This is a genomic window from Shewanella salipaludis (assembly GCF_012911865.1).
Lineage (GTDB): Bacteria > Pseudomonadota > Gammaproteobacteria > Enterobacterales > Shewanellaceae > Shewanella > Shewanella salipaludis.
Genome location: NZ_JAAXYH010000003.1, coordinates 296,034 through 319,133 on the forward strand (window position 1 = coordinate 296,034; position 23,100 = coordinate 319,133).

19 protein-coding genes and 1 riboswitch are annotated in these 23,100 nt (G+C 56.1%); of the genes, 7 read left to right on the forward strand and 12 right to left on the reverse strand.

Annotated elements, in window-relative coordinates:
• Positions 1 to 57: 57 nt before the first annotated feature.
• From cobO to HC757_RS07045, 8 genes are all read right to left on the reverse strand, one after another.
• A complete protein-coding gene (cobO, locus tag HC757_RS07010; RefSeq protein WP_169563585.1) occupies positions 58 to 693 on the reverse strand; it encodes a cob(I)yrinic acid a,c-diamide adenosyltransferase in 636 nt (211 codons plus the stop codon).
• On the reverse strand, positions 690 to 2,288 hold the full coding sequence (locus HC757_RS07015; RefSeq protein ID WP_169563660.1) for a cobyric acid synthase: 1,599 nt from the start codon (positions 2,286 to 2,288) through the stop codon (positions 690 to 692). Before HC757_RS07015 ends, cobO begins: the two co-directional genes overlap by 4 nt.
• A gap of 110 nt (positions 2,289 to 2,398) precedes the next feature.
• The gene (cobU, locus tag HC757_RS07020) at positions 2,399 to 2,935 is read right to left on the reverse strand and encodes a bifunctional adenosylcobinamide kinase/adenosylcobinamide-phosphate guanylyltransferase (RefSeq protein ID WP_169563586.1); all 537 of its coding nucleotides are present in this window, start codon (positions 2,933 to 2,935) and stop codon (positions 2,399 to 2,401) included.
• Positions 2,932 to 3,720, reverse strand: a complete 789-nt coding sequence (locus tag HC757_RS07025; protein WP_169563587.1) for an adenosylcobinamide-GDP ribazoletransferase — start codon at positions 3,718 to 3,720, stop codon at positions 2,932 to 2,934. The genes cobU and HC757_RS07025 overlap by 4 nt, the downstream gene beginning before the upstream one ends.
• A gap of 87 nt (positions 3,721 to 3,807) precedes the next feature.
• On the reverse strand, positions 3,808 to 4,866 hold the full coding sequence (gene cobT, locus HC757_RS07030; RefSeq protein ID WP_169563588.1) for a nicotinate-nucleotide--dimethylbenzimidazole phosphoribosyltransferase: 1,059 nt from the start codon (positions 4,864 to 4,866) through the stop codon (positions 3,808 to 3,810).
• Between the two features lie 63 nt (positions 4,867 to 4,929).
• Positions 4,930 to 6,099: a FecCD family ABC transporter permease gene (locus tag HC757_RS07035; RefSeq protein ID WP_169563589.1), complete on the reverse strand. Its 1,170-nt coding sequence runs from the start codon at positions 6,097 to 6,099 to the stop codon at positions 4,930 to 4,932.
• Positions 6,086 to 6,931 (reverse strand): ABC transporter ATP-binding protein, encoded by an 846-nt coding sequence (locus HC757_RS07040; RefSeq protein WP_169563590.1) that lies wholly within the window; start codon positions 6,929 to 6,931, stop codon positions 6,086 to 6,088. The genes HC757_RS07035 and HC757_RS07040 overlap by 14 nt, the downstream gene beginning before the upstream one ends.
• Before the next feature lie 119 nt (positions 6,932 to 7,050).
• Positions 7,051 to 7,232, reverse strand: a riboswitch (cobalamin riboswitch).
• A 57-nt stretch (positions 7,233 to 7,289) separates the two neighbouring features.
• Positions 7,290 to 8,036 (reverse strand): histidine phosphatase family protein, encoded by a 747-nt coding sequence (locus HC757_RS07045; protein ID WP_169563591.1) that lies wholly within the window; start codon positions 8,034 to 8,036, stop codon positions 7,290 to 7,292.
• Between the two features lie 262 nt (positions 8,037 to 8,298).
• On the opposite strand from HC757_RS07045, the gene metH reads away from it, so the two are divergent.
• The 3 genes from metH to HC757_RS07060 all read left to right on the forward strand — a co-directional run bounded on the left by metH (position 8,299) and on the right by HC757_RS07060 (position 14,132).
• Entirely contained in the window at positions 8,299 to 12,069 is a 3,771-nt protein-coding gene (metH, locus tag HC757_RS07050; protein ID WP_169563592.1) for a methionine synthase, read from the forward strand.
• A gap of 499 nt (positions 12,070 to 12,568) precedes the next feature.
• Positions 12,569 to 13,567 (forward strand): hypothetical protein, encoded by a 999-nt coding sequence (locus HC757_RS07055; protein WP_169563593.1) that lies wholly within the window; start codon positions 12,569 to 12,571, stop codon positions 13,565 to 13,567.
• Position 13,568: 1 nt separating this feature from the next.
• Positions 13,569 to 14,132, forward strand: coding sequence for a hypothetical protein (locus tag HC757_RS07060; RefSeq protein WP_169563594.1), 564 nt, complete (start codon positions 13,569 to 13,571; stop codon positions 14,130 to 14,132).
• Between the two features lie 22 nt (positions 14,133 to 14,154).
• On the opposite strand, the gene HC757_RS07065 is transcribed toward HC757_RS07060, so the two are convergent.
• Complete coding sequence (locus tag HC757_RS07065) at positions 14,155 to 14,751, reverse strand: hypothetical protein (RefSeq protein WP_169563595.1); 597 nt, start codon at positions 14,749 to 14,751, stop codon at positions 14,155 to 14,157.
• A gap of 930 nt (positions 14,752 to 15,681) precedes the next feature.
• Here HC757_RS07065 and phbB point away from each other — a divergent pair.
• From phbB to phaC, 3 genes are all read left to right on the forward strand, one after another.
• Positions 15,682 to 16,416 carry an acetoacetyl-CoA reductase gene (phbB, locus tag HC757_RS07070; RefSeq protein WP_169563596.1) on the forward strand — a complete coding sequence of 245 codons (735 nt, stop codon included), beginning with the start codon at positions 15,682 to 15,684 and terminating at the stop codon, positions 16,414 to 16,416.
• 63 nt (positions 16,417 to 16,479) lie between these two features.
• Entirely contained in the window at positions 16,480 to 16,848 is a 369-nt protein-coding gene (locus HC757_RS07075) for a phasin family protein (RefSeq protein ID WP_169563597.1), read from the forward strand.
• A 290-nt stretch (positions 16,849 to 17,138) separates the two neighbouring features.
• Entirely contained in the window at positions 17,139 to 18,893 is a 1,755-nt protein-coding gene (gene phaC / locus HC757_RS07080) for a class I poly(R)-hydroxyalkanoic acid synthase (RefSeq protein ID WP_169563598.1), read from the forward strand.
• Positions 18,894 to 18,984: 91 nt separating this feature from the next.
• Here the strand turns inward: phaC and HC757_RS07085 are convergent, their stop codons facing one another.
• Positions 18,985 to 19,743, reverse strand: coding sequence for a class I SAM-dependent DNA methyltransferase (locus HC757_RS07085; protein WP_169563599.1), 759 nt, complete (start codon positions 19,741 to 19,743; stop codon positions 18,985 to 18,987).
• A 294-nt stretch (positions 19,744 to 20,037) separates the two neighbouring features.
• Here HC757_RS07085 and HC757_RS07090 point away from each other — a divergent pair, with 294 nt between their 5' ends.
• Positions 20,038 to 20,286, forward strand: coding sequence for a DUF2999 family protein (locus HC757_RS07090; RefSeq protein WP_169563600.1), 249 nt, complete (start codon positions 20,038 to 20,040; stop codon positions 20,284 to 20,286).
• A gap of 691 nt (positions 20,287 to 20,977) precedes the next feature.
• Here the strand turns inward: HC757_RS07090 and HC757_RS07095 are convergent.
• Positions 20,978 to 21,649, reverse strand: coding sequence for a DNA-methyltransferase (locus HC757_RS07095; RefSeq protein ID WP_169563601.1), 672 nt, complete (start codon positions 21,647 to 21,649; stop codon positions 20,978 to 20,980).
• A 464-nt stretch (positions 21,650 to 22,113) separates the two neighbouring features.
• Complete coding sequence (locus tag HC757_RS07100) at positions 22,114 to 23,082, reverse strand: hypothetical protein (protein ID WP_169563602.1); 969 nt, start codon at positions 23,080 to 23,082, stop codon at positions 22,114 to 22,116.
• Positions 23,083 to 23,100 lie beyond the last annotated feature (18 nt).

The following is a 23,100-nucleotide window of genomic DNA, read 5'->3' on the forward strand; positions in this document are numbered from 1 at the left end:
TCGGCCCATCAAATATTCCACCAGCCTGGAAACGAAGCCGGCCGATGACCCCCTGAGTCAATAATCGAACCCGGGCTGGGCCTTGATGCCGGCTTCGAAGGCATGTTTGATCGGCTGCACTTCGCTGACCGTGTCGGCCAGTTCTATTATGTCCCTGTGGCAGGCGCGGCCCGTGACTACCACATGCTGCATCGGCGGACGGTTTCTCAGGGCATCCAGCACCCGTGCCAACTCCAGGTAGTGATAGCTGACCATATAGGTCAGCTCGTCGAGCAGCAGCAGATCCACGCTGGGATCCTTGAGCAAGGTTTCCGCCGCCGCCCAAGCCGCCTCGGCCGCCGCCGTGTCCTTGGCCTTGTCCTGGGTTTCCCAGGTGAAGCCCGTGCCCATCACATGGAACTCGACCCCGGCACCTTCGAGCAGGGTGCGCTCGCCGCATTCCCAGGTGCCCTTGATGAACTGCACCACGGCCGCCTTCTTGCCGTGGCCGACGGCGCGGGCGACGGTGCCGAAGCCGGCCGTGCTCTTGCCCTTGCCGTTACCCGTGAGCACCAGCAAGATGCCCTTCTCCTCCTGGGCGGCGGCTATCTTGGCATCCACCCCGGCCTTCACCTTCTGCTGGCGGGCCTTATGGCGCTCGGCCTTGCGTTCCTGCTGTTGCAGCTCTTGCTGCTGAGTCTGTTTATCCGTCATGCCTTGCTGTCCTCCCGTAGAATTTGCTGTAATTTGTCCATGTCCAGATGGGCCGCCAAGACGTCGGCGAGCCGGTCGAGCTGTTGTTCGCGGATGAGATTGATATCGACCGCCCCTGCCCCTGGATCCATTCCAGTCGATGCCATCCCGGCCCATTGCAACAGCAGGCCACAGGCTGTGGGTGAATCGAACAGCCCATGCAGATAGGTGCCGAGGATCTGGCCGTCGTCACTGAGCAGGCCGTCGCAAAAGCCCGAGTCTGTTCCTGAGTCTGAGTCTAAGCCCGAGCCCAGGGCATGCTCAAGTGTTAGCCTGATGGGCGAAGCGGCATTCGCCGGCAAGTCCGAGCTGCCGCAGTGGATCTCATAGCCCTGCACGGCCGCGGTTTGCCCAAGCAATGAGAGCTCCCCCGTCACCCGCCGCAGCTGCTTGTCGGCTTCGAGTCCGGTCGTCAGCGGCAACAGCCGGAGGCCTGGGCTGAGTCCCGGCGCGCCTTCCACTCCGAGGGGATCGGCTATCCACTGGCCCAGCATCTGATAACCGCCGCAGACGCCCATGAGCTTGCCACCGTACCTCAGATGCCGTGCTATGTCCCCGTCCCAGCCCTGCTGTCGCAGGAAGGCCAGATCGGCGCGCACATTCTTGCTGCCGGGCAAGATGATGAGATCCGCCGCCGGCAAACGCTTGTCACCGCACTGCGCCTGGCTCTGCAGCGACACATACTGAAAGTCTACCCCTGGATGCAGGCGCAAGGGGTCGAAGTCTGTGTGGTTGCTGATGTGCGGGTAAACCAGCACCAGCACCCTGAGTCCGGCGCTTGCCTGACTTGCCTGAGACGAGAGCCCTGCTTGCGACTGAGTGGCTTGCGGCAGCGCATCCTCGGCGTCCAGATGCAGATCGTGCAGATAGGGCAGCACCCCGAGCACGGGCTTATGGGTATAGGCTTCGAGCCAGTCTATGCCGGGTTGCAGCAGGCCGATGTCGCCGCGAAAACGATTGATGACGAAGCCCTTGACCCTGGCCCGCTCGCTGGCCGACAGCAGCGCCAGGGTGCCCACCAGATGGGCGAACACCCCGCCCTTGTCTATGTCGGCGATGAGGATAACAGGGCAATCGACCGCCTCGGCGAAGCCCATGTTGGCTATGTCGCCCTCGCGCAGGTTGATCTCCGCCGGGCTGCCCGCCCCTTCCACCAGCAGCAGGCGATAGCCCAGCCGCAAACGGGAGAAGGAGTCGAGCACGGCCGCCATGGCCCGCGCCTTGTAATCGCGACTGGCCGGGCCGAAGAACTGCCCCGCCTCCAGGGTCGTCAGCGCCTTGCCCTGGATGATCACCTGGGCGCCGGTGTCCGAGCTGGGCTTGAGCAGCACGGGGTTGAAGTCTGTGTGGGGCATGAGATAGCAGGCGGCCGCCTGCAGCGCCTGAGCCCGGCCTATCTCGCCGCCGTCCGAGGTCACAGCGCTGTTGAGCGCCATGTTCTGCGGCTTGAAGGGCGCCACGGAATCGAACCCCAGCCCTGGATCTCTGGCGAACAGGCGGCAGAGGCCGGCCACCAGGGTGCTCTTGCCCGCATCCGAGGTGGTGCCCTGCACCATCAGCATGTTAGCCCCAGGCGCAGGCACCTCAGGTGCAGCAGCTCCAGACAGAGCAGTCTCAGGTGCAGTAGTCTCAGGCATAGCAGCCTGGGTCATGCAAACTTTGGCGTTCATGCCATGCCTCCCTTGAGTGGCAGCGGCAAGCCGGCCACCACCAGGGTGACGCTGTCGGCAACCTGGGCCATGGCCTGATTGAGCCAGCCTGCCTCGTCGACGAATTGGCGGCTCAGCTCCCCCATGGGCACTATTCCTGAACCTACCTCGTTACTGATCAATATGATATCTCCTGGTAACCCTGGCAGGCATGCCAGCAGCCTGGCCTTATGCCCCGGCCAGTCGGCAGGGCATTGCAGCAGTTCATTGGTGAGATACAAGGTCAGGCAATCTACCAGTATCACCCTGTTCGCCGCCGCCAAGGCCGTCAGCGCATCAGCCAGAGCCAGCGGCACTTCGTGCAGCTGCCAGTCCAGGCCCCCCGCCTGCCGCTGGCGGCGATGGCGGGCGATGCGCGCCGCCATCTCCCCGTCCCCGGCGGTGGCCGTCGCCAAATACAGGCACTCATGGCCCTCGCGTGCCAGGGCCTGCACCAGAGATTCGCCGTAGCTGCTCTTGCCGCTGCGGGCACCGCCCAACACCAGATGTATCATAGGGCATTCCCCATGGCCAGGAGCACCAGGTAACAGCCCAGCTCGGCGAGCTGCTGGGCCGCCCCCAGGGTATCGCCGGTATAACCCCCTATCTGGCGCCGGAATAGGGCCACCAGCAAGCAGCGGATCAGCCACAGGGCGATAAGCAGGGCGAAGGCAACCACCCCATTGAGACACAGGAGCAGCAGGAGCCCGGTCGCCAGCAAGATCAGCAACTCGTCGATGCCCTGTGTCTGAGCCAGAGGCCTGGACTTGCTGCTGTCATCGTCACGCACATAGGTCTCGGTGAAGATGATGCTGGCCGCCAGCACCCGGCTGAGGCAGTGGCCCAGCACCAGCGCCCACACAGCCACCATGGGGGCATACAGGGCCAGCTCAACCAACAGCTGCCACTTGAGCAGCAGCGCCAGCACCAACGCCAGAGCGCCATAGGTGCCCAGGCGCGAGTCCTTCATTATGCTGAGCTTGTCGGCGACGCACCAACCACCGCCGAAACCATCGGCGGTGTCGGCCAGGCCATCCTCATGAAAGCCGCCGGTGAGCAATACCCCGGCGATCATCGCCAACAAGACGGCCACCCCGGCCGGCAACCACAGCTGACTCAGCCAGAACACAAAGGCGCAGCACAGGCCGATGCACAGGCCCACCAGGCCGAAGTAACGGCTGGCCTGGTTGAGCTTGTCGCCGTCCACCTCGACCCAGGAGGGCATGGGGATGCGGGTGAAAAATCCCAGGGCCACGAAGAAGAGATCGCTCTGCCTGTGCCAGTGATGCTTGCGTGACATGGAACATCCTTAACCTTGTTGATACTTATGCTGCCCAGCCGGACCTGGCCGGCAGCAGGTTTACTGGCCTTGTTACTGGCCCGTTAATCAGACGACCGAAGTCACCCCGGCCTCGTCGAAGCTCGCCATCTGGTTGTAGAAATTCGCCGCCGCCTGCACCAGAGGCAGGGCCAGCGCGGCGCCCGTGCCCTCTCCCAGCCTCAGTCCCAGGCTCAACAGGGGTCTGGCACCCAGCTCGGCGAGCAGCAGCTTATGGCCGCGCTCCTCGGACTCGTGGGCGAAGATCATATAGTCCCTGGCATTGGCATTCAGCCTGACCGCCAGCAGGGCCGACACCGTGGCGATGAAGCCGTCGACCAACACCAGCATCCCAAGCTCGGCCGCCGCCAGCATGGCGCCCGTCATCTGCACTATCTCGAAGCCGCCGAGGCAGGCGAGGACTCGCAGCGGATCCGGCCGAGCCTGGGCCTGCCCGGACGTCGGCTCATCCCCATGCAAGGCCAGCGCCCGGGCCAGCAGCGCCCTCTTGTTGGCCAGCGCGGCATCGTCTATGCCGGTGCCGCGGCCGACACAGTCCGTCAGCGGCAAGCCGGTCAAGGCCGCCATGACAGCCGCCGCCGAGGAGGTATTGCCTATGCCCATCTCGCCCAGGGCGATGAGGTTAGCCCCGGCCTCATGGTGGCGGGCCACCAGGGCGCGCGCCAATGCCAGCCCCTGGGTCACCTGGGCCTGGGTCATGGCGGCCTCCAGATGTATCGCGCCCGTGCCTGCCCCCAGACGCTGTGCTACCAGGCCAGGGGTTGGCGGCAGCGGCTCTAGGATGCCGCAGTCTATGACCTCCAGCTCATAGCCCAGCTGGCGGCAGAACACATTGATGGCGGCGCCGCCGCCGAGGAAGTTATGCACCATCTGGGTGGTGACAGCACTCGGGGCTATCGATACCCCATGGGCGGCGATGCCGTGATCTGCGGCAAACACCAGCATGGTCGGCCTGCGGATCGCCGGCGCCTCCTTGCCCAGCACCCTGGCCAGCTGCAACGCCAGCGGCTCAAGTTCCCCCAGGGCCCCTGGCGGTTTGGTCTTGTGGTCTATCCTGTGCTGGATCTCGGCGTCGCCGGCATGGCTGAGGGCGGGAATATTGAACATGGCTACTCACTCTAAGGTTAAGGCTGCTGTTAAGGGCAATCTTGGCTGGATAAGAGACCCGGCCTAGCCGTAGCGGCCACGGCGACGCAGCACGAACAGGAAGAACACGCTGCCGATCGCCGCGGTAATGATGCCGACCGGCAGCTCCTGGTTGCCCAACAAGCATCTGGCCAGCACGTCTATCCACACCATGAACAGCCCGCCCACCAGGGCCGTCAGCAATATGGGCTGCCGGCCGGGAAACAGCAGCCTGACGATATGGGGGATCATCAGGCCGACGAAGCCTATGCCGCCACAGCTGGCGACCAGTATGGCGGTGATCAGCGAGCATAGCAGCAAGATCCCCAGCCGCAGCTTGGGCACATTGACCCCCAGGGTATGGGCCGTCTCATCCCCGGCCTGCAGCGCCAGGATCTGCCGCTTGAGTGCCAGTATCACCAACAAGCTCAGGCTCACCACCAGCAGGGGCAGTGACAACAGGGCCCAGCTGGCCTTGGCGAAGCTGCCCAGGCTCCAGAAGAGCACAGAGGCCGTGGCCTGGGGACTGGCGAAATACAAGAGCAAACTGGTGAGGGCGCCGAACATGAAGGAGGTCGCCACCCCGGACAAGAGCATGCGCTCGACCTGGCTGCTGATGCCGAGCCCGGAGAGCAGCAGCACCAGGAGCACTGACAGGCTGGCACCGCAGAAGGCCCCCAGCGGCAGAAGCAGCCACATCAGCAGCGACAGCCCTGAGCCGGCAGACAGCCCTGAGCCTGAGGCGGCAAGGCCTGAGTCGACGGCGAGCCCGGAGCCCGCCAACAGGCCGGTGCCTGTGAACAGGGTCAGCATGACCACGGCGCCGAACGAGGCCCCGGAGCTGATGCCGAACAGATAAGGATCCGCCAGCGGATTGCGGGTCACCAGCTGCAGCACGGCGCCGGCGATCGACAGCCCGGCCCCCGCCACGAAGGCCAGCACTGTCCGCGGCAACCTCAGCTCCAGCACTATCCGCTCCGTTATCGCGCTCGGTTGGCCGATATCGAACAACTTATGTCCCAGCACCCGCACCACGTCCAGCATGCTGATGTTGGCGGCCCCGAAGCTGGTCGCCAGCAGCGGCGTCAGCAGTGCCAGCAAGGCCAGCGCCAACAGCAGCCAGCCCTGCAGCGACAAGGGGGTGAGCAGTAAGCCCAGAGACGCTTTCAAGCCCCCTTTCAATGCCCGGTCCTCAAATTTCTCAGTCGATTGCATCTTGGGTTCCCTGTGTCATAGCGGCCGTCGCGGCGCTGTAACCGTAGAAGTAGCTGATCAGCGGCTTGCCATGCTGGGGATGGGGCTGCACCCGGCAACAGACGCCGAAGACCTCGGCGATGCGCTGCTCCGTCAGCACCAGATCCGGGGTGCCGCTGACGATGCAGCGGCCCTTATCCAGCAACAGCAGGCTGTCGCACAGGGCGCTGGCAAGGTTGAGATCATGGATGGAGGCGATGACGCTGATCCCCAGGCTGCGCACCAGTTCGAGGATCTGGATTTGGTATCTGATGTCCAGGTGATTGGTGGGCTCGTCGAGGATCAACAATTGGGGCCGCTGCACTATGGCACGGGCGATCAGCGCCCGCTGCTTCTCGCCGCCGGACAGGTGTTCGTACTGCTGGGCCGCCTTATGGCTCAGGCCGACCCTCGCCAGCGCCTGGGCTATGTCGGCCTTGTCCGCCTGGCTGGTGCCGTCGAACGGCCCCTTATGTGGGGTCAGCCCCATGGCCACCAACTGAGTGGTGCTCATGTCGAAATAATGGGGGGTATCCTGCTGCACCACGGCCACCCTGCAGGCGAATGCCTTGGCGGCTATGCCGGCTATGTCCATGCCATGCAGGCAGATCTCGCCGGACGTAGGTCGGATAAACTTGTACAGGCAACGCAACAGGCTGGACTTGCCGGCGCCATTTGGGCCTATGATGCCCAGCATCTGCCCCTGGGTCAGTCCCAGGCTGATGCCCGACAGAATGGCCTTGTCGCCGAGGCGCCAACTCAGATCCGAGACAGACAGAGCCAGGGGCATGGTCCCGGTTTCGGCGACTGTCATAGCCGGCGACCTGCGAGGGTCAACGCCGCCATGGCACGGGCCATGGGTAAAAATAGTGTCATCTTAAGCTCCCCCGAGTCACCCGCTCGAGCACAGTGATGGAACCGGCGCAGCGCTGCGACGGCGTACAAACCCAGGCAGGTATCCTGACTCGAGTGGCAAGAGGCCGGCCTCCTTGCTCCACACTCACAGTTGCGGGCACAGTTCGGGCTGGCGGCAGCTATTGCCGTTCCCCGATTCCCTGTCACGCCGGGTTGATGGCGGCGCTTGGCCAACCATCCCCGACACCTGGGTTCATTTACCCCGGCCAGGCCGGGGACGGATTATTATCCGGCTTTTACATCAATAGGCAAGACGGCTAGCTTCCGGGCCAGTGCAGCCGGTAGCTGCAAGCGGCCTCGCGCTCTTCGTCATGGCCCCAGAACACCTCAAGGCGCACCAGGGCGGCGTAGGGCAAAGCCAGGCTATGGTAGAAACCGGCACTCGGCGCCACCCCCAACACCCGCGCCAACAGATGGCGCATCACCCCGCCGTGGGTCAGCAGCAAGGCGGTCTCAGGCCCGGCGGGCGATTCACCGGCGGCAGAAGAGGCACGGCGCAGCGCCGCCAGCACTGAGGCGAAGGCGGCATCCACCCTGGCCTCGAAGGCCGCCATGGACTCGCCGCCCGGCGGCGCTGCCGCCCAAGGGTCTTGCCAATAGGCGTCGAGCGCCTCTGCCTGGGTGAGATACAGCTGCTCCCAGCTCTGCCCATCCCAGTCACCGAAGTCCAGCTCGCGCAGACCCGGGAGCTCCCTCGGCCGCCAGCCGTCGGCGGCCAGCTCGGCGGCAAAATCGGCACAGCGCCGCAGTGGCGAGCTGTACAGGTGCGGCGCCGTCCCCCAAGCCAGTGTCTCATGGCCAGGCGCCGACACCTGGACCTGAGTCTGGACCTGAGTCTGGGCCAGAGCCTTGGCCTGGGCCTGAACCAGAGTCTGGGCCTGGGCCAGAGCCGCCCGCATCTGCGCCCGCCCCTGCGCCGTCAGGGCCACATCCGTGCGGCCGCGCAGTATGGCACCGCCCTCGCATTCGCCATGCCTGAGTAAGAAAATCTGTGCCCGTTGCATAACACCCCGATAGCGTCAGTTTTCCGGCCGCGGTCCAGGGCCGGGAAAAGAAGTGCGCGCCGGGGGCCGGGCTAACATTGACCTTGCCCTCGAGCGATTATGTCGCGTATTATGGACGTCTATACGTATGTATGTCCAAAAATAATTAACCGACGGCAACATTTTCCCGTCGAAAACCAGACACCATACGCTCGATTCGGTACTTTTAACTTAGCACTCTTAACTGAGCACTCTTAACCGAGCACTCTGCAGGTAACGACTTATGGCGACAGCGACTCCCATCACATTGCAACGGGCCCAGGCCCTGACTCAGGCGCTAAGAGCCCAACTGCAACAAGGCATACTGATCCTCGATGGCGCCATGGGCACCATGATCCAGGACCACAAACTGCAAGAGGCGGATTACCGCGGCGAGCCCTTCAAGGACTGGCATTGCGACGTCAAGGGCAACAACGATCTGCTGGTGCTGAGCCAGCCAGGGCTCATCAAGCAGATCCACCTGGACTACCTCAATGCCGGCGCGCACATAATAGAGACCAACAGCTTCAACGCCACCACCATAGCCATGGCCGATTACGACATGCAGGCCCAGTCCAGGGACATCAACTTCGCCGCCGCCCGCCTCGCCCGCGAAGCCTGTGATGAGGTGGCCGCCGCCAGCGGCATTCCCCGCTATGTGGCCGGGGTGCTGGGTCCCACCAACAGGACCTGCTCCATCAGCCCGGATGTGAATGACCCAGGCTACCGCAACGTCAGCTTCGATGAGTTGGTGACCGCTTACATAGAATCCACCCGGGCGCTGATTGAAGGCGGCGCCGACATCATCATGGTGGAAACCATCTTCGATACCCTCAACGCCAAGGCGGCGCTGTTCGCCATCGAATCCGTGTTCGACGAGCTGTTCGGCGTGCCTGCCGATGGCAGCCAAGAACGCCTGCCTGTGATGATCTCGGGCACCATCACGGATGCCTCCGGCCGCACTCTCACGGGCCAGACGACCGAGGCCTTCTACAACTCGCTGCGCCACATCAAGCCCCTGTGTATCGGCCTCAACTGCGCCTTGGGGCCCAAGGAGCTGCGCCCCTATGTGGAAGAGTTGGCGCGCATCGCCGAATGTTATGTCTCGGCCCACCCCAACGCCGGCCTGCCGAACGAGTTCGGCGGCTATGACGAAACCCCGGAGGAGATGGCCGACGTCATAGGCGAGTGGGCGGCCGAGGGCCTGCTCAACATAGTCGGCGGCTGCTGCGGCAGCACCCCGAAACACATAAGTGCCATACGCGACGCGGTGAGCAAGCACTCACCTCGGGTGATCCCCGAGATCCCCGTAGCCTGCCGTTTGTCCGGGCTGGAACCCCTGACCATAGACGCCCAGTCGCTGTTCGTGAACGTGGGCGAGCGCACCAACGTCACCGGCTCGGCCAAGTTCCTCAAACTCATCAAGGAGGGGCTGTTCGAGAAGGCGCTGGACGTGGCCAGGGAGCAGGTGGAGAACGGCGCCCAGATCATCGACATCAACATGGACGAAGGCATGCTCGACGGCGTCGAAATCATGCACAAGTTCCTCAACCTCATCGCCTCCGAGCCCGACATCAGCCGGGTGCCCGTGATGATCGACTCCTCCAAGTGGGAAGTGATAGAGGCCGGCCTCAAGTGCATCCAGGGCAAGGGCATAGTCAACTCCATCTCCCTCAAGGAAGGCGAAGCCAAGTTCATCGAGCAGGCGCGGCTGGTGAAGCGCTACGGCGCCGCCGCCATCGTCATGGCCTTTGACGAACAGGGCCAGGCCGATACCCGCGCCCGCAAACTGGAGATCTGTACCCGCGCCTACCGGGTGTTGGTGGATAAGGTCGGCTTCCCGCCGGAAGACATCATCTTCGACCCCAACATCTTCGCCATCGCCACCGGCATAGAGGAGCACGACAACTATGCGGTCGACTTCATCGAGGCCATCAGGGACATCAAGGCCAGCCTGCCCCATGCGATGATCTCCGGCGGCGTGTCCAACGTGTCCTTCTCGTTTCGCGGCAACAACCCGGTGCGCGAGGCCATCCACGCCGTGTTCCTGTACCACGCCATTCAGGCCGGCATGGACATGGGCATAGTCAACGCCGGCCAACTGGCGATCTACGACGACATAGATCCCGAGCTCAAGCTTTTGGTCGAAAACGTGGTGTTGAACCTGCCCTGCACCGCAGTGGATGCCAACGGGGAAGCGTCGAGCAACACTGAGCAGCTGCTCCATGTCGCCGAGAAGTACCGCGGCGACGGCGCCACGGCCGGCAAGAAGGAAGATCTCCAATGGCGCAGCCTGCCGGTGAGCGAGCGCCTGGCCCATGCCCTGGTGAAGGGCATCACGGAATTTATCGATCAGGATACCGAAGAGGCGAGACAGGCCGCCGCCCGGCCGCTGGATGTGATCGAAGGCGCGCTGATGGACGGCATGAATCTGGTCGGCGATCTGTTCGGCTCGGGCAAGATGTTCCTGCCCCAGGTGGTCAAGTCGGCACGGGTGATGAAAAAGGCCGTGGCCTACCTCAACCCCTACATAGAGCTGGAGAAGGTCGCCGGCCAGTCCAACGGCAGGATATTGATGGTGACGGTCAAGGGCGACGTCCACGACATAGGCAAGAATATCGTCGGCGTGGTGCTGGCCTGCAACGGCTTTGAGGTGTTCGATCTCGGGGTGATGGTGTCGGTGGAGCGCATTCTCGAGGCCGTCAAGGAGCACAATATCGACATCATAGGCATGTCCGGGCTCATCACCCCCAGCCTGGATGAGATGGTGCATAACGTCAAGACCTTCGCCCGCGAAGGCCTGACCATTCCCGCCATCATAGGCGGCGCCACCTGCTCCAAGATCCACACTGCGGTGAAGATAGCGCCCCACTACCCCCATGGCGCCATCTATATCGCCGATGCCTCCCGCGCCGTGCCCATGGTGAGCAAGCTCGTCAGCAACCAGACCCGCCAGGCCACCATAGATGCCGAATACGCCGACTACGACAACCTGCGCGAGAAGCGGCTGTCGCAGACCAAGCGCAAGCACATTGTCTCCATCGCGGCGGCGCGGGACAACCGCTGCCAGCACGACTGGGCCAGCTATACCCCAGTGACCCCCAAGGTGCTGGGCAAGCAGGTATTCGACGACTACCCGCTGACCGATCTCGTCGAGCGCATCGACTGGACGCCCTTCTTCCGCGCCTGGGAGCTGCACGGCCACTATCCTGAAATTCTCGACGACAAGGTGGTCGGCGAGGAGGCGCGCAAGCTGTTCGCCGACGGCCAGGCCATGCTGGAGACCCTGATCCGGGAGAAATGGCTCACCGCCAAGGGGGTCATAGGCCTGTTCCCGGCCAATACCGTCGGCCACGACGACATAGAGCTGTACAGCGACGAGTCGCGCCAACAGGTGCTCATGACCACTCATCACCTGAGGATGCAGCTGGAGCGGGTCGGCAACGACAACTTCTGTCTGGCCGACTTCGTCGCCCCCAAAGACTCGGGCGTCGCCGACTACATGGGCGGCTTCGCGGTCACCGCCGGCCACGGCATAGACGAACATGTGGCGCGCTTCGAGGCCAACCACGACGACTACAACGCCATCATGCTCAAGTGCCTGGCCGACCGCCTGGCGGAGGCCTTCGCCGAGCGGATGCACGAACGGGTGCGCAAGGAATTCTGGGGTTATGCCGCGGATGAACGGCTGGACAACGAGGCGCTGATCCGCGAGAAATACAAGGGCATAAGGCCGGCGCCCGGCTACCCCGCCTGCCCGGATCATACCGAGAAGGGCCTGCTGTGGGACTTGCTCAAGCCCGACGAGTGTATAGATCTCAATATCACCGAGAGCTTCGCCATGTTCCCCACGGCCGCGGTCTCCGGCTGGTACTTCGCCCATCCCAAGTCGCGCTACTTCGGCGTCACCAACATAGGCAAAGATCAGGTGGCGGATTACGCGGCGCGCAAGGGCATGAGCCTTGAGGAGACGGAGAGGTGGTTGGCACCGATATTGGATTATGACCCAGAATAGGGAGCGATCTTGAGTCATCGCCATGACTCTTGCCGGCAGCCAAGCTGCGCTTGGAAAAGGTCGTGGAACTCCGTTCCACACCAGGGCAAGAGGGGGATCAACAGCAATCCCCCTCTTGCATCTCCCCGTGCCAACAACTTCCCTGTTTAACAGCCAGTTCGGCATCCATGCCTCTCGTTCGTAACGCTGCTATGCAGCACTCACCCCGACGAAGTTGAAAGCCCCTTGGGCTTATTCAAAAATAACTAACGCTTACGATGGTACATCCTGTACCTCGCAAGCTAACTCGGCATCCATGCCGAGTTCACGCTATTTTCTTCAACGCCCTGCAGCAACTTCGAAGGGGGATTCTGTATTCTGCGGCAGCATTTGAAATCACTGGCTACGGTAGATATCCGCCATTTTTATTGATAAAACTTAAGATTAGCTCCCTTCCAAATTACATCTAAACCCAGTACAATTTAAAATTATAGTCACCACTAAACCTAAGGATATTCGGTTGGCCACACAACAAGAAGATATTAGAGTCGTCAAACATTATCTTGGTAAAATTGATTATCAATCTCGAACTCAAGGAGTTAGTGATGAAAACATATCAGAAGACAGAGTCATTACTATTGAAGAACTTTATGACTATATCTTTGAAATAATTGGGTTTAGTAAGGAATACAGTAAGGGGAAATTGTGCTTCACTCTTGAACACATAAAAAAAATAGATAATCACTTAGCTTTAATGATAAATATCTTAGATAAAAGCAAAGCCACTACAGTTTTAAAGAATCAAAACACTAAAGAAAGAACAGAAATAACTCCAAACATAAGTAAAGGACAAGGGTATGAGTACTCTTGTCACATTTTAATAGATCTAACCCCAAACAAAAATAAGAATTACAATGTTCTGATAGAACAAGTAAACAAAATAAGCCAACAAATAATTAACCTATTCATTAACAAAGTGCTCTTTCAAATAGCAAAAACAAATGAGGTAAGATTTAGTTGCTCACCAAGATATCAAGACAAAAATTTGAAGCATATAAAATACAAACCAGTAATCACTTTAAACTCAAAACCATGCGATGATTTTTTAAATGATATTAGGCATGGAACAATATCTAACGTAACTTTAATTAAAGAGAAACATATAGACATATCCATTCCCGACAGTCACCAAATAATTCGCCCTAAAGATTTTAAAATGAGTATAGACACCAGCATTATAACACAAGACTCTATTGGGTATTTAAAGTCTGTATGTGGCTACATTATGGAAAGTGAAGATTATAATTTTGATAAAATAAAAATATCATATAAAAAACGAGGTACTAAGGTTGCATCAAACACTGCCACATTACTTGTTGATGGTTTCGTTGCAGAATCTATGGACAATCTAGTCACAAAGAAATATATACTCCAGAACTTTGAAAACCAACTGAAAGATTCATATAATGAAATCAACACAGAAATAGTCAAAAAAATGATCACTGAAAAGGAAGCATAAAATGCTATATCAGTTAACCAGACCATTTAGCTACTTAACAATAAAAGGTATGGGTGGAAAAAAATTTTATGATATTGTGATACCGTTCACATTAATGACTATCACAGTTTCGTCCATATTGTACCCTGAATTTAATATAAAAGCATTGATTGGAGAAAATAGCTTCATCGCTAAAACCATTTCATTTACTTCTGGGCTACCAGGCTTCTTCATTGCTGCTTTGGCTGCTATCGCTACATTTAAAAGAGAAGGTATTGATGAGCCAATAAGCAGCAATGGCGAGTCACCCTACATTTTTGTAAAAGGAGTCAGGGATAACGGAAATGAATACATGTCAAAAGAAATCATTACAAGGAGAGTTTTTCTTTGCATGCTTTTTTCTTTTTTAACAGCTCAAAGCTTTATTTTAATTATAGGTTGCAATATTTACACATCAATTTTTGAGGTGACATCGCACGTTTTCACATCTACAATATCATCGTGTATCTTTACATTTATGTTCTATCAAATTGTAGTTACCACTTTTTTTGGCCTATACTATCTTGGTGATAGAATACACCATTAACAAACACACTAAATCTCCGAGTTTAAACATATTCATTCCACACCACTTCAAAATTACTTATTTCATCATTAACTCTAGAAAGAGTCTTATCATAGTCACCTTTAAACATAAATTCTTCCCCAGTGGTCAGGTCGAGAACACTATACTCAAACCTCGGGTCATTAACGGCTTCTTTAATCAAAACACATATAATGTTTGCTCTTACCTGCGTCATCTTTTCTGACTCGTTAAAATGTAGTTTAACAAGTCTTGGTTCGCCATTAAGGACAACATTTAACTCAGGATTACAATTAATACTTGTGGCAGAATGTACATAACACTCTCTAATTGGGGTGTATGCGCTGATAGTTTTACCAGATTGCCAATTTTTAAACACTCCAGAAATTTTCTCAAACTTCGCTTTTTTAGTCGGATTGCTTTGTTTCCTAGAAACATCATACAAATATGAAATGTGCCTTTTTTGAGTAAATATACTCTTAATCGCTGTACGAAGACCTAAATAATAGTCTTTATAAAATGCGTAAGGTTCACGATTAACAATCTTACGAATTTTTGTATTTTTTGGCTTACCTGTCGTAACTGCGATCATTGAAAATTCTGAAACTCCCAGTTCAATCATACTAACTCCTTAAAAAACTTAGTTATGCCAACAAAACCCTTGGTCTAGTGTTAATAGCAAAAAAAAGTTAGTGACAACAGCCATTACTCTCATTTGCACCTATCTCCCGAGATCGATCCAACACGGATGTTTTTAGTTCCCTGTTTCAACTCCTTGCACAACATCATATTCAAACAACACTTTGCTGGTCGGGTGTGAGCGAGCTTTTAGCCTTCGACTTTCTATTTAAAAATAGTAGGATGTTTTCGCAGAGCCCACACGGATGTGCTCGCGGCGTGCCAAAAGAGCGCTGGCACCTGAGCCTAGGGCACTTCAGACAGATTACCGTTCCGCGTTGCGGGCCGTAATCCCTTGGCGTCCGCTAAACGACTGACACTCTTCAGTCGTTCGTCCTGCTGACACGCTACCGCCCATAACTTTGGCTGCCACAGAGCAATGTGAAACACCATTTTTAGAGTTAACAACAAGAGTGACCATATCTTAACCGCATCTTGGCGATAAGATATTGATCTGCTGCACTAAGGAGGAAGATGGAATGTGATGCGCTTCCATTCATAACAACGGCTCCTGGAGCACCGCGTTGACTGACACTTATGCCCCCACTCCTTGAAACAACTTAAACACCAGCCTTATGCCTGATTAATCAACGGTTATATGTTTAGCCGAGAACCCAATAAGACTACTCCAGACGCGCTACATACGGCAAGAAAACCCATAAATTACATTCAACAAATCAGTAACATCCAGGACATTAAAATATTCAGCTTCAAAACCAGCCCTTGCCCATGACTGAAAGGTAAAAGGACAGGACTGTCATTTGAGCGTCGTTTTTCTGTGATTTAAATTTCGTCTTAATATCACCTCATTGTCACTCCTTTGTCACTTGGCAAGCCGAATAATGACGCATCAAGGATCCACAGGGAGCAATTAATGACAGGTGTAGCTTTGGTTACCGGCGGTACTGGGGGCATAGGCAGTGCCATCTGCCAGGCATTGAGCCGCGAAGATTATCGGGTGGTTTCCACTTACAGCAACGAGACCAAGGCCAGGCAATGGCAGGATGAGCAGAGGCGACAGGGACACGACATCGCCATCTTTGGCAGCGACGTGCGCAACTATGACCAGTGCCTGCGCACTGTGCTGGATATCGAGGAGGTGCTGGGCCCCATTGCCGTGCTGGTCAATTGCGCCGGTATCACCCGCGACAAGAGCATCAAGAAGCTGACCCCTGAGATGTGGCAGCAGGTGATAGACGTCAACCTCACAGGGGTATTCAACTTCAGCTCCATAGTGGCCAAGTGCATGCTGGAGCGCAACTACGGCCGTATCATCAACATCTCTTCCATCAATGGCCGCAAGGGCCAGTTCGGCCAGGTCAACTACGCCGCCGCCAAGGCAGGGATCCACGGCCTGACCATGAGCCTGGCCCAGGAACTGGCGCCCCACGGCATCACAGTCAACACCCTGGCCCCCGGCTATGTCGCCACCGAGATGGTGATGCAGGTGCCGAGCGAGATACTCGACAAGATAGTGGCCCAGATCCCAGTGGGACGCCTGGGGCAACCGGAGGAGATCGCCCGCGCCGTCAGCTTCCTGGCAAGCCCGGATGCCGGCTTTATCACAGGCAGCGAACTGGCCATCAACGGCGGCCAGCACATGTACTGAGCTCAAACAACTCAAGTAACTCAAGTGACCTAAGCAACCCAACCACGCAATAAGGAAATGACGATGGATTACAACCTTTTCAACAGCTTCAGCGAACAAGCCCAAAAGATGTTCAAGCCCGTCAGCGATATCAACCGCCTGATGGTGGACAATATCCAGATGGTCACAGATTTCCAGCTGACCACCCTCAAGACCTATGCCGATCTACAGCTGCAACAGTTGAAAAGCGCCACAGAGATCCGCGATCCCGACAGCCTGCAACACTATGTCAAGGGCCAGATGGATTTCATGACCAAGGTGAACCAGCAGATGGTGGAAGACGGCAAGACACTGACCGACATGGGTCAGCGTTTCCGTGACCAGATGCAGCAGATCCTGGCTGAGGAAGGCGCTGCCAAGTCTGCTCCCAAGGCCCAGGCCAAGGCCGTCTGACGCTAAGCTCTGAGCACTCGGCTCTGAGCACTCGGCTCTGAGCACTTAGCTCTGAGCATTTAGCTCTGAACTCTCAGTTCTGAATGAAAGAGGCAGCGACCCGACGAGACGCTGCCTTCATGCCAATGCCCATCCAGTGCGGATGAGCAATCCGGGTGGGCAATGGCATGGAGCAACCCAGACGACAGACTTAGGCAACAGACTTAGACAATAGACGCAGCCGGGTCGCAGACTGACATAGGCGAGCGTTGGATAGCATTGGACGAGCGTTAAACAAAATCGGGTGATAAATGACAGCGCATAAAGACTGGGAGCAGGAATGCTTCGAGCTCGGCAAATCCTATTGGCAGGTGTTCGACAACCTCTGGCAGCAGGGCAACAGCTACTGGCAGGGCGATGGCGGCGAGCAGTGGGCCGAGGCAGTCAAGCAGGCCAACCAGGCCTGGCTTGGCAATCCCAGCGGGCTGTTTTCCCTCTACAACCAATGGCTGGAGAAGCAGCAACAACTGTGGCAGCAGACCAGCCAGCGCCTGCTGGGTGGCCAATTTCACACTGTGGCCGAGCCCAGGACGGGCGATCAGCGCTTCAATCATCCCCAGTGGCAAAGCCACCCGCTGTTTGACTTCATCAAGCAGGCCTATCTCATCAACAGCGAATACCTGGACGCCCTCTTCGCCCAACTGCCCGAGCTGGATCCCAAGATGCGCCGGCAATTGCAGTTCAATACCCGCCAGTACATCAGCGCCCTGGCGCCGACCAACTTCCCCTGGTCCAACCCGGACGTGATAGAGCAGACCCTGGCCTCGGGGGGCAAGAACCTCAGCGAGGGCCTCAAGCGCCTGGCGGACGATCTGGAAAACAGCCCTTTGGGGCTCAACCTGCCGATGACAGATTTGAACGCCTTCAAGCTGGGGGAAAATATTGCCGCCACTCCCGGCCAGGTGGTGTTCCAAAACCGCCTGATGCAGCTCATCCAATACCAGCCCAGCACAGACACAGTCGCCAAACGGCCGCTGCTGCTGGTGCCGCCCTGGATCAACAAGTTCTACGTGCTGGATCTCAAGCCCCAGAACTCGCTGATAAAATACCTAGTGGATCAGGGCCATAGCTTATTTGTGATCTCCTGGGTCAACCCGGATGCCAGCCTGGCCGAGGTGAGCTTCGAAGATTATATGCAAGAAGGCCCGCTGGCGGCACTGGAGGCCATAGCCCTGGCCACGGGCGAGCAACAGGTCAATATCCTGGGATATTGCATAGGTGGCACCCTGTTGGCCTGCACCCAGGCCTTGCTCGCCTCCAGGCGCAGCAAACGCATCGCCAGCACCACTTACCTGACCACACTGCTGGACTTTGCCGATCCCGGCGAAATAGGGGTGTTCATCAATGAGCAGTCAGTCACGGCGCTGGAGCGGCAGATGCAACAAGTGGGCTTCTTCGATGGCCGCATGATGGCGCTCGGCTTCAACATGCTCAGGGAAAACGATCTCTTCTGGTCTTTCTTCATCAGCAACTACCTCAAGGGCGAGCTGCCGCCAGCCTTCGATCTCTTGTATTGGAACAGCGACAGCACCAATCTGCCGGCGGCCATGCACAGCTTCTACCTGCGGCAGATGTACCTGGAGAACAAGCTGGTCAAGGATGAGCTCAAGCTGGCCGGGCGCTATCTGCGCCTGGGCAAAATAGCCACACCGTCCTACTTTCTGGCGACGGAGAAGGACCATATTGCCAAGTGGCAGGCCTGCTTCCAGGGCGCCCGCGCCCACGGCGGCGACAAGACCTTCGTGCTCGCCGGCTCAGGTCATATCGCCGGGGTCATCAACCCGCCGTCGGCACAAAAATACGGCTACAGCACCTGTGCTGATCTGGCGTTGGAACCGCTGGAGTGGCAACACAGGGCCGAGCGCCACAATGGTTCCTGGTGGGAACACTGGCAGGCTTGGCTTAAGCCTCTGCGCGGCGCAGAGGTCCCCGCCCGCCAGCCCGGCGACGGTCAGTTGCCTGTGTTAGAAGCCGCCCCCGGCAGCTATGTGCGCAAGCGGCTCTAGCGCACAGTCCCGATCCTGCTTAGTTCTACCTCCCAAATCCATTTAGTCGGCGACAACTTAGCAGGAGATGGGGCCTGTATCAGAGCCTGGGCTAAATCTTGGTGCAGACAAACAAGGCATTGCCCGAGCGATCGCCACCAAGCTCTGCGCCCCAGGGCACGATTCTTTGGTAATCGTGCTCGAAAATCTGCACCTCGAAATAGGGCGTCAGCAGGGCCTGCAGCTCACTGAAACTGGTCGCCACCATGGCATGAGTGTCTTGCCACTGCTCAGTCACCTCATCCCGGGTCTTGGCTATGCTGAGGTTCAGCGCCTGCTGCTCCCCCTCACCGCAATAATGCCAACCGGATTCGAACACAAAGCGGCTGTCTTCAAACTCGGCGCTGTGCCTGACCGATGCCTTATTGTTGATCTTGTGCTTGTCGACACTGTTGAAACAAAACAGTCCGCCGGCATTCAAGGCCCGGTGCGCGCTGGCGATGCAGGCCTCAAGGGCTTGGATACCGGCCGAATAATGGATGGAATACAGGAAGCAGGTGATGAGATCCACACTCTGCTCCAGGCAGAAAGCCGCCATGTCCTGCAGGCTGAAGTGTGCCTCTGGGCAGCGGCGCATGGCGATGTCCAGCATCGGCTGATTGATATCCAGTCCGCCGCTCAGATAACCCAGGTCGATGAAATGCCTGACATGGGGGCCGGTGCCGCAGGCCAGATCCAGATGCTGGTTGCCGCCGTTGCCAAACAGCTGCGCCAGGCGATCTATGCCCTTGCTTTGCTGTTGGTAGTCTATGTCGCAACACATTAAATCATAGTAACAGGACAGATCCGTATAGAGGGCAGTGGAAGACATGGAATGTAAGGGGTGCATGGGGCAAGTTAGGGTGGCGCATCATATATCAGATAACGCAAATCACGAAGCGGCTCGTTAACACAGCTGCCGAGGGATGAGGCACGACAAAATAGGGACAGGCATAAGGCTTTTCCGATATTGGTTGCCTCCCGCCGCCGCTGCGCACGGATTTGAAATCCTATGGTCTTTTGGCTCTACTCCCGGACGCAGGTTTGTTAGAATCGGCAGCCTGCGAATAATGAGCATGCATCCGATGCAAGCTGCCAACACAAGCAACCAACCCAAGGAATGAATGTGAATCCTATTATTGCCCTCTTGAAAGAACACAATATCAGCGACCAGCAAGTCAAGGCCCTGTTCCAGAGCCTCACGGAAAATCCCCTGATGGCCATGGGCACCCTGGGGCAGCTCGGCATCGCGCCGGAAAAACTGCAGGGACTCATGATGCAGGTGATGCAAAACCCTGGCCTCATCAAGGACGCAGTCGCCGAACTGGGACTGGATTTTGCCAAGGTGGAAGCCGCCAAGGCACAGATGAAGTAAGGGTGTTTCGCCCCCACGCTTTTCGGCCTTGCGGTCGATAACGTCGTGGAATTCCATTCCACACCAGGGCAAGAAGGGGATCAACAGCAATCCCCCTCTTGCATCTCCCCGTGCCGCCCCACGAAGTTACATGCATTAGGTAGATGCCTCATACTCCAGTGAAAATTGCCTAACGGCTCAGATGGGGCATCCCTGCCCCTCCGAGCCTTAGCCATCATCCATGATGGCTATTCGGCATTTTCACCTGCGTATTTTGGCAACTTCGAAGGGGGATGGGTGTATTCCTCGGCAATTGGCGTAGCTTTGATCGGACTGAATTATGCTTGCCCCAGCTTTCTGTCGCTTTTCGGGCAATGAATGCTTCAAGCTAGAAACAGAGCGGGGATAGCCTAAAGACTTTTGGAAAAACTAAGTAGTTACTGCTGGAACTGTACTTCAGCTTGGTACATCAGTTTCCACGTTGAGTCATGGCTAAAGGAAATATTGCTGTTACGCAAATTTTCGGGCATAGGAAATGAGCTACTGTTGTAAGCGACTGGTTTTAGGAGCAATCGAAATTATGCCGACTACTATGCTCCGCTCTGAACCTTACCACGGCACCATCTGCCGCCCTGTTGATCTTAAATGCCCACATCGCCCCCCAACGGCCATAGGTACCGTGGTAGTGATGACGATAGATCAGGGAAAATTCCTACGCTCCTACTTTATCTTGACAAAAACGTTCATTCAAGTGTTCATGTGCAGCACTAGAAATATCACATCCTATAGCATTTCGTCCGAGGTTTTTAGCGGCTATTAACCCTGAACCAGAGCCAAAGAATGGATCAACAACCAGCTCCCCTGGACTTGAGCTTTGCTCAATTAGTATTTCTATCAGAGAGATTGGTTTCTCCGTTGGGTATCCATTATAAACTCGCTTGCATTGCAGGACATCGGGGATCCCGAGGTCATTCAGTTTTCTTTTTCCTTTTTCAAAGAAAAGGATAAATTCATACTTAGAACGATAATGGTAACCCATGCCAATACTAGTTTTATCCCAGACTATCGGCTTCCAAAATTTGAAACCTACTTTCTCGGCGATAGGTTTGACCACAAACATAGTTTCTTGATCACAAAATAGGTAAAAATGAGAGTTCTTCTTCAGCACACGAAAAACTTCTCGAAAAAGATTCTCGAATCGTGAGTTAGGGAAAATCTCGAACCATTGGTTATTTGATGATTTACTTACTTTTAATCGAGTTGTCGTACCTATCTTTCTGTGTTTTTCGAGAGATTCATAGGGTGGGTCTGTGATGATCAAGTCGACACTCGCATCTGCAAGCGTCGAAAGCCAGTTAACTGCATCGTCCTGAAATAAGTGCATCTGATTCCTAACTTAAAGTGCTACAAGATCTTCCACTCATATAAGTATTGGAAGGCTCTCCCGTTTCCAAGGCTCTACAACCAATGCAGTAGCTTTGGTCGCCATCCGGATTTCTGGCCGTTACCCGTGCAGGCGTTTTGCCAAACTCCGCTGGATGCGGATGAAATACATGTTCGCTTCCATTAGCTATTGAACAATGAGGACATGATTTAAACTTTTGCCCAGTTGTCGGATCAATTTTATGGATCATTCCGCTGTTAATTTTTTGTCCACAACAATTGCACTGCATAGAAAACTCCTTTTTATCTATTATTGACGAGTGGAAACATCCACAAGTCTTGATGCTAAAACTCTCCATCAACATTTCGCTGGGCGGGTGTTAGCGGGCTTTTAGCCTTCGACAACTGGCCCAAAAATCACAAGTGCTCTTGTCATATGGCTGCCGTGTCGTTCGCTTCCAATGTTCATGATTTCAATGCACCCAAGCGAAATGAGCGCCTCGCTTTGTTCAATACAGTGGCGGGATTACCATCATAGCTCCAAGGTTCTGCCGTATATAAGTGGCGGAATTTGAGTAGATGCTTGGTCGCAAGCAAACGAATATTGGCCTTATAGCCCAGATAGGCATAGACATTACTTGCCATGAGGCTCGAAAAGCGATCTTCGCTTTGCAAGCACAAATCTGTCTTCTCTGCCGTAATCACTTCTTGATGTATGATTTCTTGCTTAAAGAAATAGCCATGAAAAGGCACATCATCCATGACATCAGATTGCCACTTTTCGATGTGTGCACATGGAATTAGCGCATTGTAATAGGGATCCTGTTTTGCCATTGAAAATGCAAAACCATACATTTCTTCATGACTTCCATGCCATTTATCACTCAGGGCCACCAAGGTGCATATCGCCGCCCCCAGATGCCGGGTTCCTGCATCGACAATACGATAAAACACATCCAGGATTTCAGCACTGCCGGGACAAAAGCCGGCAAAGGTCTGCAGCAATCCGACATAGAGTTCGGCATCATCGGCACCGAGTTCCAGGGCTTGCATGAATAATGCGTGAGCATCACAACATCCTTGGTTGAATCTTTCTGCAACAGCATCAGGCAAATAATCGACAGTTAAGGCTCCTCGGATATCCCACGCTTGTGTCAGCTCAAAGCCACCACTGAATTGCAATGCCAGATACGATGAACTGTTCCGGCGCCAGGCATCGTAGAGTTCGCGTTGCTTGAGCTTCTGTGGAATAGCGCACATAAGCAAATGACGCTCATCAACGGATAGGGCCGCATACTGCTCTTCAAACATAGCCCACTGTTTTTCATGCAAATAATGAATGAATTCATTAAAGCGCTGATAACCTAAAGTGGGATCGGGTTTAGCGCCAAAATCCATCCAACGCATCCCATAATAAACCAACCATTTAATCATTTCTGTCCCTTTAAACTT